Below are 13,024 nucleotides of genomic sequence, written 5' to 3'. Positions count from 1 at the left end.
TGCTGCCGAAAACCGTTATTGCTTAACGCAACGGTAAGAACGGCAACAGGCGGGCAATCATCCGATGTGCCGACGACAAAAACTTCACGATGTCTTGTGAAAACGCCCAGCGATCGGTTCAATTCGCTTACGATCGCCGGGTTTGCTTTGTCGCGCTGCGACCTGGCGAAACCAACCGAGCTTAAAAATCCGAAACTTACCGTTCTGCGGCATGTGTCAGGTTGGCGGTGAGGCGGTTGATCGTCATCAGCATATCCGCGCCTTCGCTGCGGTCCACCGCCACGGCCTGCGCGATGCACCGCATGACCGCTTCGGACTTCTGTTGCAGAGCAAGCCCCTCGTCGGTCAGAAAGATATCGACACGGCGTTCGTCATCCACACGTCTGACCTTTTTCACCAGCCCCATCGAGGTCAACCGCTTGAGCAATGGCGTTACGGTCCCGGAATCAAGCCCCAGCCGTTCGGATATCTCACCGACCGACAGGCTCCCCTCGTTCCACAACAGGCGCATCGTCAGAAACTGCGGGTAGGTGAGCCCCAGTGGCTCCAAAGCCTGGCGATAGACACGATTAAACGCCTGCTCCGCCTTGTACACGGCAAAACAGAGCATCTGGTCCAGACCGATCGGAGCGGCATTTTCTGCGGGCGTCTTCATGACAAAAAGATAAATCGCGCACAATCGAATTGCAAGTCATTGACATAAGTCGTTTCGCAACTCATATTGCGCACAACACAATTGCTCAAAATAAATAACGACCCAAAACGAGTTCACCCAACCAAGGAGAAGACCTATGTCTGTTGATGCAAAATACAAGACGAGCGCAACGGCCCACGGTGGCGGCCGCGACGGCAAGACGGCGCTTGATGACGGCAGCCTGTCGCTGCAGCTGGTTGTGCCCAAGGAACTCGGTGGTCCGGGCGGTGATGGCGCCAACCCGGAAAAACTCTTTGCGCTCGGTTATTCGGCCTGCTTCCTCGGTGCCCTGCGCGTCGGTGCCCAGCAGCTGAAGACCAAAGTACCGGAAGGTTCGACCGTCGGCGCCACTATCGGCATCGGCCCGCGTTCTGAAGGTGGTTTCGGCATCACCGCAGCCCTCGACGTCTATCTACCGGGTCTGTCGGAAGAAGACGCCCAGAAGCTGGTCGACGTCACGCATGACATTTGCCCCTATTCTAACGCCATCAAGGCCAGCGTCGACGTCGGCTTTACAGTGCGCACCTGAGCCGAAATTTCGCGTCGCCGACACGGCGTGCGAAAACTGCCGGCCCTCTCCCGCCGAGAGGGTCGGCATTTTTATGGGCACTTTTCTGATGAACACCCACACGCAACGGCGCAAACGAGCCTGACAAGGACGACACGGTCCTTGGGCGCGGTCGCCTTCAGCGTTTGATCGGCAATGACTGCGCCCAGGCATGAAGGCAGCCCATCGCAACCAGTACCGTGTACCAGATCGGATTGCTTCGATTGAACAGAATGGCTTCCAGCGATGCGTTCATCATGCCGAAGAGCCACACATTGACCAGAAAACCAGCCAGCGCGGATTCTGTGCCATTGCGAATATAGGGCCGGATGCGATGGATATGCCGCAGCGGCAAGACGACGGTCCAGACCAGCACGAAAAACAACCCGATCAGCCCGACGGACAGGATCACATCGAGAAAGGCGTTATGGGCGTGGTCGAAATTGCCGATCACCGAGGCTGCGACCGCCATGTTATGCGCCATGCCGAGGTCCCAGAAGATCACGTAGCCGTAACCGACCAGCGGTGACTGCCCGATCGCTTCCAGCGCGATCTTCCATGCATCCGTACGGCCGGTGAACGACGGATCCGGCAATATCCCTTCAAAAACCGTCGCCAGATCGGCAGACAGAACCCCACCGAGCGTAAAGAACACGATGGTCACGATCAGGCCGCAGGCCAGCAGCGTGGTCAGGACCATCGATCGCATATGGACGATCAGCAATCCGAAAAACAGCGCGGGGATTGTCAGAAGAGTGGCCGTTTTTCCTTCCGACATGATCAGAAGCACGACGGATGCCAGAACAATTGCAATGCCCCACACACGGCTGTTGGTGCGGGCGACGAGAATGCCGAGAAAGACAAACAGCGCCGCCATCGAGGACAGATCGTTCTTGTGGCCGAAAATGCCGCGCCAGTTTCCGGCCAGGGTCTGCTCGGTCACGTCGCGAACCGCATGAATGGCAAGATCCGGTAAAAACAGCACGCCGAGATAGGATGCGGTGATCAGAATGGTCGCGCACAGGCCAAGCGCATCGATCAACCGCGATGCATCACGAAACAGAAACGGTACGGCATAGGCGACCTGCACCGCAATTGCCGCCAGAACCAGACGGTTCAGGGCGAGTGACGGATTGGCCGATATCAGGCAGGTCAACAGCGCCCAGCCGAACACGGCAACGATGACGGGCGAGCGTGCGACATCGAAAATGCGGCGACCATTTCCGTCAGCCCACAGAAACAGCATGAACAAGCCGGAAATGATCAGTGTCGTGTATTTGCGCAGTTCGTTCGATTGGGTCGTATCCTGAACGGCGCTATAGTCCTGAAGACTTCGGAATGGCTGCATCTGCGTCCAGAATGCCAGCGTTGCAAGGACGCACAGGACAAAACCGAGAACAACGATGGCGTCCGCCTGCGCAAAATTCGCAAGCGGCGACTTCCGTCGGGTCTGGGAATGCTCGATCACGACATGGCCTCAAAAGGAAAAGTGGCGATAACGACGACATGTGACGTCAGATGGGACGATGCTTTCGTCGGACCCTCTCGCCTCAGGAGGCGCGACGCATCGGCCGCTCTTCCATATCCAGCAGAGATGCCGGCGCATCGTTGTCTTCGGCGCGACGTCCACCGCGAACCTGTTGCCGCAAACCGTCATAACCGACACCAAGAGCAAGGCCGAGGCTGCCGCCGAGAGCGACGGAGACCATCAGCAGCAGAGACAGAGAGGGTGGGGATCTCCGGCGAATGGGCGTGGAGGCGCGCGACACGACCTGCGCATTCAGCGTCGTCATCAGGCCCTGTTCACGTGTTTCGCGTGAGCGTGTCAGTGCCTCTTCGTAAACGGCGCGGGCGCTGTCGGCATCACGCTGCAACTGTCGCCACTGAATGCGTGCCGCATCGATCTTCTGGACTTCCGATACCAGCGGATCCATCGATTTTTGCGCCACCGCATATTCGGATCGCGCACGTTCGTAATCGATATCGGCATTCTCGGCGAGACGGACCATTTCCGCATTGATCGACCGCCTGACCGCAGCAAGTCGGGTCGACGCGGTCACGACGCGCGGATGCCGCTGGCCCAATGTCGCCTGAAGAACCGAAAGCTCCGCCTCTGAACGCTCCAGCTCTCCCCTCAACCGCAGGAAATCGGCGGAAGCGGTGGCAACCGGAGACGACAGAAACCTTTCGGGAGAAGACAGCAGTTCGCGCAGCTGGTCGCGCTCCACACGTCTTTTATTGAGGAGATCTTCGGAGGTCGAAACGACGGTATTGTTCTGGTTGAGGCGGCTTTCGGCGAGAAAGATGCCATTGGCGTCGACGATATTGTTGTCGACCTTGAACTTGGCAACCGCGTCCTCGCGCTCCTTCAAGGCAGCCTGCAAGGCAACCAGACGACCTTCGAGTGCGCCGGTCGCGACACTTGCCACTTCCGTCCGGTGCCCGTCGCGTACCTGAAGATATCCGTCGACCACCGCATTGGCAATCTCCGCGGCGCGCGTCGGCGAGTGGCTTCTGGCGTAAACGGAAATCATGTAGGTGCGGTCCTCGCGAACCACATTGACGTTTTTCGACAGACGCTCGATGGCCACCTGCACAGGATCGACATCCGACTGGCCGGATGAACCGAAGGACAGCCGGGATTCTGACGGGCCGCCAAATTCCTCGTCGCCGACCAGACCGAGCTTTTCGACAACAAGCTTCAGAACGGAAGCGGACTGCATGATCCGCACTTGGCTTTCAGCGATCAGGACACCTGAATCACCGCCGGACAGCGCCGGGGTCAGGTCATTTTGCAGAACCTGCAGATTTTGCGGGTCGATGTAGATCTGCGCGCTTGCCTCATAAACCGGCTTGATGAATGGCGTGATCGCAAGGCACAGCACAGCCAGCAGAACGGCACCACCCACGGCCCAGAAACGCGCCGACCAGAACTTTTCGACAAGATCACCGATCGTGATCCGCGGCTTGCGCGGATCTGTCTGCATGTCGTCGCGGGGAAAACTGTTGGCAGATTGAAATATCATGGCCGTTCTCGCGGTAAAATCTTGGGCGCAGGATGTCTGAAACTATGTGTCTGACTGGCAGGACGGCTTGGCCGAGGACTTGTGGCGGGAACTGTAGGGGAAAGTCGTAACCGCGACCTTAAGATCTGACAGCCGAACGGAAAGCCATCCACCGGATTGGCGCGGGGTCAGACGCACCCTTGCGCGTGACGATTTTGGCGAAGCCCCTCCCCTCACACCATCCCCGCCCTTTCATGCTTTTCAGCCCGGAAATGCAAAAAGCTCCTCGGCCTGAAGGCGGAGGAGCTTTGAAGGGGTGACCCTGGGGCCGCAATCTTTCAGCAGTGAACGAGCCATCCGATGCTGACGATGAAGGCCAAAGCGGCTCCCATAGAAATCTGGAATCCTGAAAATGCCATCTTAATCCCTTTCACGAGCGCGCACCCGAGACATCAGTGCACCACCTGTCTGATGAGATTGAGCCCATAGTGCGTCACGACCGCGTATAGACAGACGATCGACCCGTAGTTGACGAAGAATTGAAGCGTGCTCTCGTTAAAATCCCACATGTCGAGCGAGTAGGTCAGCATCAGCTTCGCCCCTAGCGCCATTTCGAATGAGCTTTTCACGCCGCAGGCTGCGATGCCCAGTGCCGACGCCCGAAGAGCCATGGTGCGCAATGGACTCGGCGAAGCGAGACCCAGGGTCGACCGGGCAGTTTTCATGACGACGGTCCAGCGCGTTCCCAGATGGATCGCAATAATGACTAGCGTCCAAGAGCCCGCAAACATATGAATTTCCCGAACCGCGAACGCGCCGTCCAGCGCCATGAACGAGAAGAGATCGCGCGATATCAGCAGGCTCGTCGCCAGCATCACAAGCATCGCGACCGCCAGACAGACGATCGTGAAGATGTTGAAGAGCCGGACGGCGTCGCGCCTGCCTTTTGCGATGTTCCCGTACCATCGTCTGTTGAAGACGTTATGGCCGATCACCAGCGCAAACAGCACTGTGCCGAGAACCTCATGAAACAGGTTGTCGAGCCACCAATAGGCGAGACAGGCGATGATCAGCGCAACAGTCAGAAAATCAAGGAGGAGGCGAACGCGAAATACAGTGGTCATTCGAATTCGAACCGGCGCATTTCGTTGAATGTATACAGGAAATCCCGGTCTGACCGAGACGTATGGCAGCGCTGACAGCGGGCGGTGTTCTCGTCCATGTTGATCGTGCCATCCGGCTTGAACCACTGGAACTGCCAGTCGGCCGTCCGGCGGTTCTCGTCGTAGTCCTGACCCCAGTTTTCGCCCTTCTCCATGATGAAGTAGCGGAAGACCTTGCCGTCGCGATAGTCGACAAGGGCGACATGGGTGCCGTTCGGAATAGGCTGCCCGGCTTTCACCGCCTCGATCGCCTCACGGGTCGTCATGATGTGTTCCGTGACCTCACCACGGTTGACCGTCGTATAGTGGACGAGCTTGTCGATGTCGGGCATCGTCGCCCGTGTCGGCTCGGCATGAACCTGCATGCCGACCATGAGGACGGTGGTGGCGACGAACGCAGCGGCACCGAAGGTTTTGAGGATATTATTCACCGACATCCCCGCGCTTCTGCCCATATTGTTCGTCGCTGACATGCTCCATCCACTCGACGGTCTTGCCGTCCAGGGATTCGGCAATGGCGATATGCGACATGCCGCTGTCGGGGGTGGCACCATGCCAATGCTTGACGCCCGGTGGTATCCAGACGACGTCGCCGGGACCGATCTCCTGCAGCTCGCCTTCCCAGTGCTGGACCAGTCCTGCCCCTTCCGTCACGATCAGCGTCTGACCGAGCGGATGGGTATGCCAGACGGTGCGCGCAGTGGGTTCGAAGGAAACGAGACCTCCGCCGACACGGGCTGGCGCATTCGCCTGGAAGCGGGACTGCACTTTCACGGAACCGGTAAAATATTCCGGTGCGCCGGCGGTCGCCACCTGCGAGGACGCACGCGTTACAGACACCTCACGATCGGGTTCGGCAAAGGCTGTGGTCGCGCCGAACGCCATGGCGGCGGTGATGATGGACTTGGGCGTCATGGCTCAGTTCTCCGCGAACACGTCTTTGGCGATGGCGACGGCCGAAACAGCACTCGGCCAGCCCGAATAGAAGGCCATGTGCGTGATGGTCTCGACGAGCTGCTCCTCGGTCAGGCCATTCGCCTTTGCGCGAACGAGATGCGACCTGAGCTGATCCGGACGATTGAGTGCGATCAGAGCACTGACGGTCACCAGACTGCGGTCACGTTGGGAAAGCTGCGGTCGCTCCCAGACATCGGCGTAAAGAACGTCGTCGGTCAGCTCCGCCAGTTTCGGCGCGATGTCGCCCATCAGTTGCTGCGTCCGGGATTTTGCGGACTCAAGGTTAGATGCGGGTTCCTGTGCCATGGTTGTCTCCAATCCGGATGCAAAGACGATGCCTGCGCCAACAATTCCCGAGATGATTTTCTTCAATGCATTTTCCTCTGTATGTTGTGCCCCTCCGAGGTCTGCCGATCCGGGAGGCCGCGGGCGCCGCTGCGCCCGTCCGAAATGATCGTCAGGCCGAAGCGAGGTGGCGGTCGAAGAACGGCTTCAGCTTCGACAAAGCCGCATCGACATATTCGGGGACCCAGTAGGTCTCGATGTGCTTGGCACCTTCGATCCTGAAGAGTTCCTTGTCCTTGGTGCCGGTGGCCTTCGGGAAAGCGTCCTCGGTCATGTAAAGGGTGTCGGCTTCGCTGCCTGCAATCATCAGCAGCGGCACATCGATCAGCGCGATCTCATCGGTCGCGTCCCAGCGCATCAGGTCCATCAGGCTGCTCGTCGTGTACCGGAAGGTCGAGCCGGGATGGGCATGGGTGCGCCAGTAATATTCATAGCCTTCGCGATAGAGATCGAAGGGCAGTGCCGCGATCTGCGCGTCGGTCAGGTTCGCGTCACCCGAATAGAGCACTTCACCACCGGCCGCTTCCTGAGCACGCGCGGCAGATGCCTGCTGCAGGCGCTGCTGGATCGTGTCCATCTGGCTATCCTGAAAACCGTTGCGACGAACGCGTCCGGAGTTGAACATGCTGAGCGTTGCCAGCGCCTTGAAGCGCTTGTCGGTCTTGGCAACCGCCAGAGAGTAACCGCCGCCGCCGCAGATGCCGAACAGGCCGAGACGCGCGGTATCGACACCAGGGAAGCCGCTGACAAAGTCAGCCATGCCATGGATGTCCTCGATGCGATATTGCGGCTTGTCGGTGCTGCGCGGCGCACCGCCGCTTCCGCCCTGATAGGCGGCATCGGCCGTGATCGTGATAAACCCCTGTTCCGCCAACCGCTGGGCGTAAAGGCCTGTGGTCTGCTCCTTCACACCACCGTTGGGATGCGCGAGCACGATCGTTGGATATTTCTGGGCCGGATCGTAGTTCGCCGGTGTGTAGACATTGGCAACGATGTCGAGGCCATTGAGCTTGTATTTTACCGGATGGATGTTGACCTTGCCCGGTTCATTGCTGGTGATCGCCCCATCATAAACGAGGGTGAAGGGGTTCTGCTTGTAGTCGGCAGCGACGGCTTTCGTCGGCATCGTGGATACTCCTAAAATCGCACCGGAGACGACGAGAGCAGATGCTCCCAGAAATTCACGTCTGTTTGCGTTGATGATATCGGTGGCCATTGTCTGGCTCCTTCTCTGTTCGGGTAACGGCGGTGGAGCTCTTTTTCGCGCCTGCGGCGGTGGATCAGTCGAGCTTCTTGTCGGCGAGGAATTTGGAGATCTGGTCGGCGATCTCGACATTGTTCAGGTCCGACATCAGGAAGTGAGTGCCGCCTTTGATACCGACGTCAGGCAGATGGACGAGCGTCGCATCGCCGCCATGCTTGTTGACCGCTTCTACCCAGAGTCTGGCCATTGCCAGCCGCACACGCCAATTGTCCTGGCCGCGCTCGGTGGTCGGCTCGATCGGGAAATTGTCTCCGTAGTAGATGACGATCGGCAGCTTGGTCAGCTTCTCGAAATCGGCGACGGGCACGGCTTCGCCCTTGAGCGTGCCGGCCGCACTCGGCATGTCGGCCGGAACCTCGCCTTCCGGGAAGATGAAGCCACTGCCGGGCTCAAGCGCCACGATGCCCTTGACGTTGGTGTTTTTGATCGCTGTCAGCCAACCCGGCCCACCTGCCTGCGAATGGGTGAACAGGATACCGGGTCCGGTCTTGTCGAACAGCGCCGACATCGCATCGGAGATCACGTTGGCATCGTAAGGCCCGGTATTCGGAGTGACCGAGCGGAGGAACTGGTCGAGAGCTTCAGGGCTACGGTCGAACTGGACGTTCTGGAAATAGTCGGGCCATTTTCCAAGCCGGAACTGGTCGAAGAAAAGCTGGTCGTAAGGTGTCGGCTCGATCGTGGCAGCCACGGTGGAATTGCCAGCCCGGCCACGTCGCGGCTGATCGACGAGATAGGTGGAGAAGCCCTTGCGAAGGAAGAGGTTCTGGAAACCTTCGCGACCATCCGGTGTCGTCTCCCAGCTTCGCGCCGACTGGAAGGCGCCATGCAGCATGACGATCGGCAGAGGTTTTGGATTTTGGGGGACCTGATAAAAGACATAGGCATGGTCGCCATGCAGTGTCTGGCCTGCAGCGGTCGGCGCATTGTTGTCATAGGTGCCGGGCGTGGCCGATACCCTGCCGCCAACCGCAAAGCTTCCCTGCTCCTGAATTTTCAGGGGCTCCGGCTTTGAAGGCATCTGAGCGTAGGCTGCCCCTGATGTGAGGACCAGCGTGGAAGCCGCAACAGCGGAAAGGGTTTTGGTGAACATGCTCGGAATGCCTGCCTTGCAACATGACGTTGGACAAAGGCTACGCGAGCGTCATTCAGGTGATTAGATACTTATTTCCGATTGAAGGTATTAGCCTGCCTTATCAATCACGTTCCGTTGATTACCCTGTCACCCCCGATACCGCAGCGCGTCCACCACCAGGGCGAAGGCTGGCGAGGCGTGGCGGCGGTTCGGGTAATAGAGGTGATAGCCGGAAAACGGCGCGCACCAATCCTCAAGCACCCGGATCAGTTTTCCCTGCGCGATATCGTCCGCCACGAGATCGTCCGGCATATAGGCAAGGCCGAGACCGCGTCTCGCCGCATCGAGACGCATCGCGATGTTGTTGAACACCATCTGCCCCTCGACCCGCACCTTGAGCTCGTGCCCGTCCTTCTCGAATTCCCATGCAAGGATATTGCCGTAGGTCGGCATCCTGATCTGGATACAGTTATGGTCTGTCAGGTCTTCGGGCACTTCCGGCCAGGGGTGCTGGTGAAAATAGGACGGAGCGCCGACCACGGCCATCCGCATCTCCGGCCCGATCCTGACCGCGATCATGTCCTTGGCAAGTTGCTCCCCCAGACGAACGCCGGCATCGTAACGTTCGGCGACGATATCGGTCAGGCCGTAATCGACGGTGATTTCCACGTTGAGGTCGGGGTTGTCCGGCAGGACCTTGTCGAGTGCGGGCGCCAGAACCGAAATTGCTGCATGTTCGCCAGCCGTGATCCTGACCGTCCCCGCCGGTTTGTCCCGCATCTCGCTGAGCGCCGCAAGCTCGGCCTGAATTTCCTCGAAACGCGGACCTGCCGTCTGGAGAAGACGTTCGCCGGCAACCGTCGGGGATACCCGGCGCGTCGTCCGGGTCAGCAGCCGAAGCCCAAGGCGCTCTTCGAGACCGCGAACCGTCTGGCTAAGCGCGGACTGCGACACACCGAGCTTCACGGCTGCCCGCGTAAAGCTCTCCTCGCGCGCGACAGTGACGAACGCGACCAGATCGTTGAAATTCTCCTGCGCCATTCATTAGGCATCCTTATAGCTTCATCCCGATTACTGCCCCTAATCGACATGGTCGACAAGAGCTATCTTCCGGTCATCACAATGCAGCCTCACCGTGGAGGACGGCCAGGGCCAGCCAAGTCATCAGGATTACAATGCCTCACGAAAACACTGCCACGTCGCCACCGAACAAAGCCGCTATCCTGGCGATCATCCTCATCAGCTACGTGATGATCGTGCTCGACATCTCGGTCGTCCTCACCGGCCTGCCGAAAATCCATACCGAACTCGGTTTCTCCGATGCCGGGCTTGCGTGGGTGCAGAGCGCCTACACATTGACCTTCGGAGGGTTCCTCCTGCTCGGAGCAAGGGCCGGAGACATTCTTGGTCGTCGCCGGATGTTCATCATCGGCATGACGATCTTTACCGTTGCATCCGTTGCCATCGGTGCGTCACAGTCTTCGGCATGGATGCTGTCCTGGCGTGCTGTCCAGGGATTGGGTTCTGCCATCCTCGCGCCCACAACCCTCGCTCTCCTGCAGACCAGTTTTGACGAAGGCGAGGAACGTGTGCGGGCGGTCTCGCTCTACAGTGCGGCGGCGGGCGTATCGGCAACCGTCGGTCTGGTCGTCGGCGGCCTCCTTGCCGACTGGCTCTCATGGCGCATCGGTTTTCTGATCAATCTGCCGATCGGCATCGCCATGGTCATTGCGGCACGCATCTACATTTATGAAACAGACAAACGCCCAGGCACGTTCGACCTGCCCGGCGCAGTAACCTCGACACTGGGCATGGGTGCCTTCGTCTACGGCTTCATCCGGTCCGCGCAGGCAGGCTGGGACACGACGACTTTCGCCACCATTGCCGCAGCCATCATCATGCTTTGTGCGTTTGTGTTGATCGAGCGCCGTGCCAGTCAGCCCATTCTTCCGCTTCGCCTGTTTTCCGACATGGAACGCTCGGGAGCCTATGCGGGTCGTGCCCTTTATATCAGCGCGATGGTTGGCTTCTTTTTCTTCACCACGCTGTACCTGCAGCAGGTTGCTGGTCTGCGTCCCGCGCTGGCAGGACTAGCCTTCGTCCCGGCCACGATGCTGCACGTCCCGATCGCCATCATCGTTCCACGACTTATCCGGCGCTTTGGTCGCAACACGATCCTGATCGCGGGCATGCTGACCGGCATAGTGGCCATGGCATGGCTCAGCCGCGCCGGCGTCGGATCGAACTACTGGACCGCCGTCGCAATGCCGATGATCCTGATCGGTATCAGCCAGGGCCTGACCTTGAGCCCCCTCACCTCGTCCGGTGTGGCGCGTGTCGATCGTGAGGATGCGGGTGCCGCCTCCGGTGCGGTAAACGTCGCACATCAGATCGGCAACTCCGTGGGGCTTAGCGTTCTCATCGCCATAGCGGCGATCGGTTCTTCGGGCCTGACGGGAGCCGACCTGACGGCCTACCGGGTTTCCCACGCTTTCGATGCCGGCACCGTCATGCTGGCGGCGACATTGCTGATCTCGCTTTTCACCATCGTACCAGCCGCGCGGCGACAGGCTTTGTCTGAAGACCAAGCCGCGTCAGCCAAATGCGCGGCCTGACCAAGGAAATGACAATGAAAACCAGAAAACTCGGAAACCTCGAAGTCTCCGCCCTCGGTCTCGGCTGCATGGGCATGAGTTCGGCTTATGGCCATGCAGCCGACAAGGACGAGATGATCAAGCTGATGCGGTTCGCCTATGACGAAGGCCTGACCTTCTTCGATACCGCCGAGGCATACGGCCCCTTCGTCAACGAGGAACTCGTCGGCGCGGCTCTTGCCCCGATCCGCGACAAGGTGGTGATCGCCACCAAGTTCGGGTTCGATATCGATCTGGAAACAGGTGAACGTCGTGGTGGTACCAACAGCCGTCCGGAGCATATCAAGGCCGTCGCCGAAGCAAGCCTGAGGCGGCTCAAGACCGACCGTATCGATCTCTTCTACCAGCATCGCGTCGACCCCGCCGTTTCGATCGAGGATGTGGCGGGTGCGGTAAAGGACCTGATCGCCGAGGGCAAGGTCAAGCATTTTGGCCTCTCGGAGGCAGGCGTCGGCACGATCCGCAAGGCACACGCCGTCCAGCCGGTCGCGGCTGTCCAGAGCGAATACTCGCTCTTCTGGCGTGGCCCGGAAGTCGAACTGCTGCCCACTCTCGAAGAACTGGGGATCGGTTTCGTACCCTTCACCCCGCTCGGCGCAGGTTTCCTGACGGGCAAGATCGACGAAAACACCAAGTTCTACCCGACCGACTTCCGCAACGCCGTTCCGAGGCTGACACCCGAGGCCCGCAAGGCGAATTTTGCGCTGGTCGACGCAATCACGGTTATCGCCGAGAACAAGCGCTCGTCCCCCGCGCAGGTCGCGCTCGCCTGGCTGCTCGCCCAGAAGCCATGGGTCGTGCCGATCCCAGGCACCACGAAGGAACATCGCCTCAAGGAGAATATGGGCAGCGTCGATCTCGAACTGACGCCTGCAGACCTTCAAGAGATCGCGTCAGCGCTCGCGAAGTTCGAAGTCGTTGGCGAGCGCCTGCCCGAAGCTGTCCTGAAGATGACCGGTCTCTGACATGGGGCATATCGTCCGCCAGTTTCGAGTTCGATGCAATGAGCAAGTCCCGGGAGATCGACATCTCCTGCGCCTACTTATCCATTCGAGACCGATTTTTCCTACACGCCCCAGGCTTTGTCGACGGGGCGTTCGATCAACCGCTGAAAGAGTTGTTTCCCAGAACGACAAAAAGCCCCTTACGGGGCTTTTATGGTTGTTTGGAGACACTTGTTTTGACCGCACCCCGTTGCTGTGGTGCGTTTGTATTCTGGCTATTTGTTTTTTGGGAGATTTTATTGGTTGCGGGGGCAGGATTTGAACCTGCGGCCTTCAGGTTATGAGCCTGACGAGCTACCGGGCTGCTCCACCCCGC

13 protein-coding genes are annotated in these 13,024 nt (G+C 59.2%); 3 read left to right on the top strand and 10 right to left on the bottom strand.

All coding sequences use genetic code 11. The features are described from left to right. Positions 1 to 196: 196 nt before the first annotated feature. The gene (locus AAIH70_RS05635; RefSeq protein WP_132271228.1) at positions 197 to 655 is read right to left on the bottom strand and encodes a MarR family winged helix-turn-helix transcriptional regulator; all 459 of its coding nucleotides are present in this window, start codon (positions 653 to 655) and stop codon (positions 197 to 199) included. A 136-nt stretch (positions 656 to 791) separates the two neighbouring features. Here AAIH70_RS05635 and AAIH70_RS05630 point away from each other — a divergent pair, with 136 nt between their 5' ends. Beyond that, the gene (locus tag AAIH70_RS05630; protein ID WP_132271227.1) at positions 792 to 1,223 is read left to right on the top strand and encodes an organic hydroperoxide resistance protein; all 432 of its coding nucleotides are present in this window, start codon (positions 792 to 794) and stop codon (positions 1,221 to 1,223) included. A 157-nt stretch (positions 1,224 to 1,380) separates the two neighbouring features. On the opposite strand, the gene AAIH70_RS05625 is transcribed toward AAIH70_RS05630, so the two are convergent. From AAIH70_RS05625 to AAIH70_RS05585, 9 genes are all read right to left on the bottom strand, one after another. Continuing rightward, the gene (locus tag AAIH70_RS05625; protein WP_132271226.1) at positions 1,381 to 2,709 is read right to left on the bottom strand and encodes an O-antigen ligase family protein; all 1,329 of its coding nucleotides are present in this window, start codon (positions 2,707 to 2,709) and stop codon (positions 1,381 to 1,383) included. An 82-nt stretch (positions 2,710 to 2,791) separates the two neighbouring features. After that, entirely contained in the window at positions 2,792 to 4,267 is a 1,476-nt protein-coding gene (locus tag AAIH70_RS05620; protein WP_132271225.1) for a GumC family protein, read from the bottom strand. Positions 4,268 to 4,698: 431 nt separating this feature from the next. Beyond that, positions 4,699 to 5,370: a DUF4405 domain-containing protein gene (locus AAIH70_RS05615; RefSeq protein WP_132271224.1), complete on the bottom strand. Its 672-nt coding sequence runs from the start codon at positions 5,368 to 5,370 to the stop codon at positions 4,699 to 4,701. Beyond that, a complete protein-coding gene (locus AAIH70_RS05610; RefSeq protein ID WP_312404340.1) occupies positions 5,367 to 5,783 on the bottom strand; it encodes a cytochrome P460 family protein in 417 nt (138 codons plus the stop codon). Before AAIH70_RS05610 ends, AAIH70_RS05615 begins: the two co-directional genes overlap by 4 nt. A gap of 49 nt (positions 5,784 to 5,832) precedes the next feature. Next, positions 5,833 to 6,324, bottom strand: a complete 492-nt coding sequence (locus AAIH70_RS05605; protein ID WP_132271222.1) for a (R)-mandelonitrile lyase — start codon at positions 6,322 to 6,324, stop codon at positions 5,833 to 5,835. A 3-nt stretch (positions 6,325 to 6,327) separates the two neighbouring features. After that, positions 6,328 to 6,738, bottom strand: a complete 411-nt coding sequence (locus AAIH70_RS05600) for a carboxymuconolactone decarboxylase family protein (RefSeq protein WP_430033571.1) — start codon at positions 6,736 to 6,738, stop codon at positions 6,328 to 6,330. Between the two features lie 85 nt (positions 6,739 to 6,823). Then, on the bottom strand, positions 6,824 to 7,927 hold the full coding sequence (locus AAIH70_RS05595) for an alpha/beta hydrolase (RefSeq protein WP_132271221.1): 1,104 nt from the start codon (positions 7,925 to 7,927) through the stop codon (positions 6,824 to 6,826). A gap of 64 nt (positions 7,928 to 7,991) precedes the next feature. Then, a complete protein-coding gene (locus AAIH70_RS05590; protein ID WP_132271220.1) occupies positions 7,992 to 9,068 on the bottom strand; it encodes an alpha/beta hydrolase in 1,077 nt (358 codons plus the stop codon). A gap of 129 nt (positions 9,069 to 9,197) precedes the next feature. Then, positions 9,198 to 10,091, bottom strand: a complete 894-nt coding sequence (locus tag AAIH70_RS05585) for a LysR family transcriptional regulator (protein WP_132271219.1) — start codon at positions 10,089 to 10,091, stop codon at positions 9,198 to 9,200. 134 nt (positions 10,092 to 10,225) lie between these two features. Between AAIH70_RS05585 and AAIH70_RS05580 the strand changes: the two genes are divergently transcribed. Both AAIH70_RS05580 and AAIH70_RS05575 read left to right on the top strand, forming a co-directional pair. Continuing rightward, on the top strand, positions 10,226 to 11,665 hold the full coding sequence (locus AAIH70_RS05580; RefSeq protein ID WP_430033568.1) for an MFS transporter: 1,440 nt from the start codon (positions 10,226 to 10,228) through the stop codon (positions 11,663 to 11,665). Positions 11,666 to 11,679: 14 nt separating this feature from the next. Further along, a complete protein-coding gene (locus AAIH70_RS05575; RefSeq protein WP_132281922.1) occupies positions 11,680 to 12,669 on the top strand; it encodes an aldo/keto reductase in 990 nt (329 codons plus the stop codon). The last annotated feature ends 355 nt before the right edge of the window (positions 12,670 to 13,024 follow it).

Origin of the sequence: Neorhizobium sp. BT27B, from assembly GCF_050455485.1 — a bacterium.
Lineage (GTDB): Bacteria > Pseudomonadota > Alphaproteobacteria > Rhizobiales > Rhizobiaceae > Neorhizobium.
This window is presented reverse-complemented; position numbering and strand designations above follow the sequence as displayed.

Coding starts and splice junctions, on each gene's coding strand:
- AAIH70_RS05635 (WP_132271228.1), bottom strand. CDS start 655: ATGAAGACGCCCGCAGAAAATGCCGCTCCGATCGGTCTGGACCAGATG.
- AAIH70_RS05630 (WP_132271227.1), top strand. CDS start 792: ATGTCTGTTGATGCAAAATACAAGACGAGCGCAACGGCCCACGGTGGC.
- AAIH70_RS05620 (WP_132271225.1), bottom strand. CDS start 4,267: ATGATATTTCAATCTGCCAACAGTTTTCCCCGCGACGACATGCAGACA.
- AAIH70_RS05615 (WP_132271224.1), bottom strand. CDS start 5,370: ATGACCACTGTATTTCGCGTTCGCCTCCTCCTTGATTTTCTGACTGTT.
- AAIH70_RS05610 (WP_312404340.1), bottom strand. CDS start 5,783: ATGGTCGGCATGCAGGTTCATGCCGAGCCGACACGGGCGACGATGCCC.
- AAIH70_RS05605 (WP_132271222.1), bottom strand. CDS start 6,324: ATGACGCCCAAGTCCATCATCACCGCCGCCATGGCGTTCGGCGCGACC.
- AAIH70_RS05595 (WP_132271221.1), bottom strand. CDS start 7,927: ATGGCCACCGATATCATCAACGCAAACAGACGTGAATTTCTGGGAGCA.
- AAIH70_RS05590 (WP_132271220.1), bottom strand. CDS start 9,068: ATGTTCACCAAAACCCTTTCCGCTGTTGCGGCTTCCACGCTGGTCCTC.
- AAIH70_RS05585 (WP_132271219.1), bottom strand. CDS start 10,091: ATGGCGCAGGAGAATTTCAACGATCTGGTCGCGTTCGTCACTGTCGCG.
- AAIH70_RS05580 (WP_430033568.1), top strand. CDS start 10,226: ATGCCTCACGAAAACACTGCCACGTCGCCACCGAACAAAGCCGCTATC.
- AAIH70_RS05575 (WP_132281922.1), top strand. CDS start 11,680: ATGAAAACCAGAAAACTCGGAAACCTCGAAGTCTCCGCCCTCGGTCTC.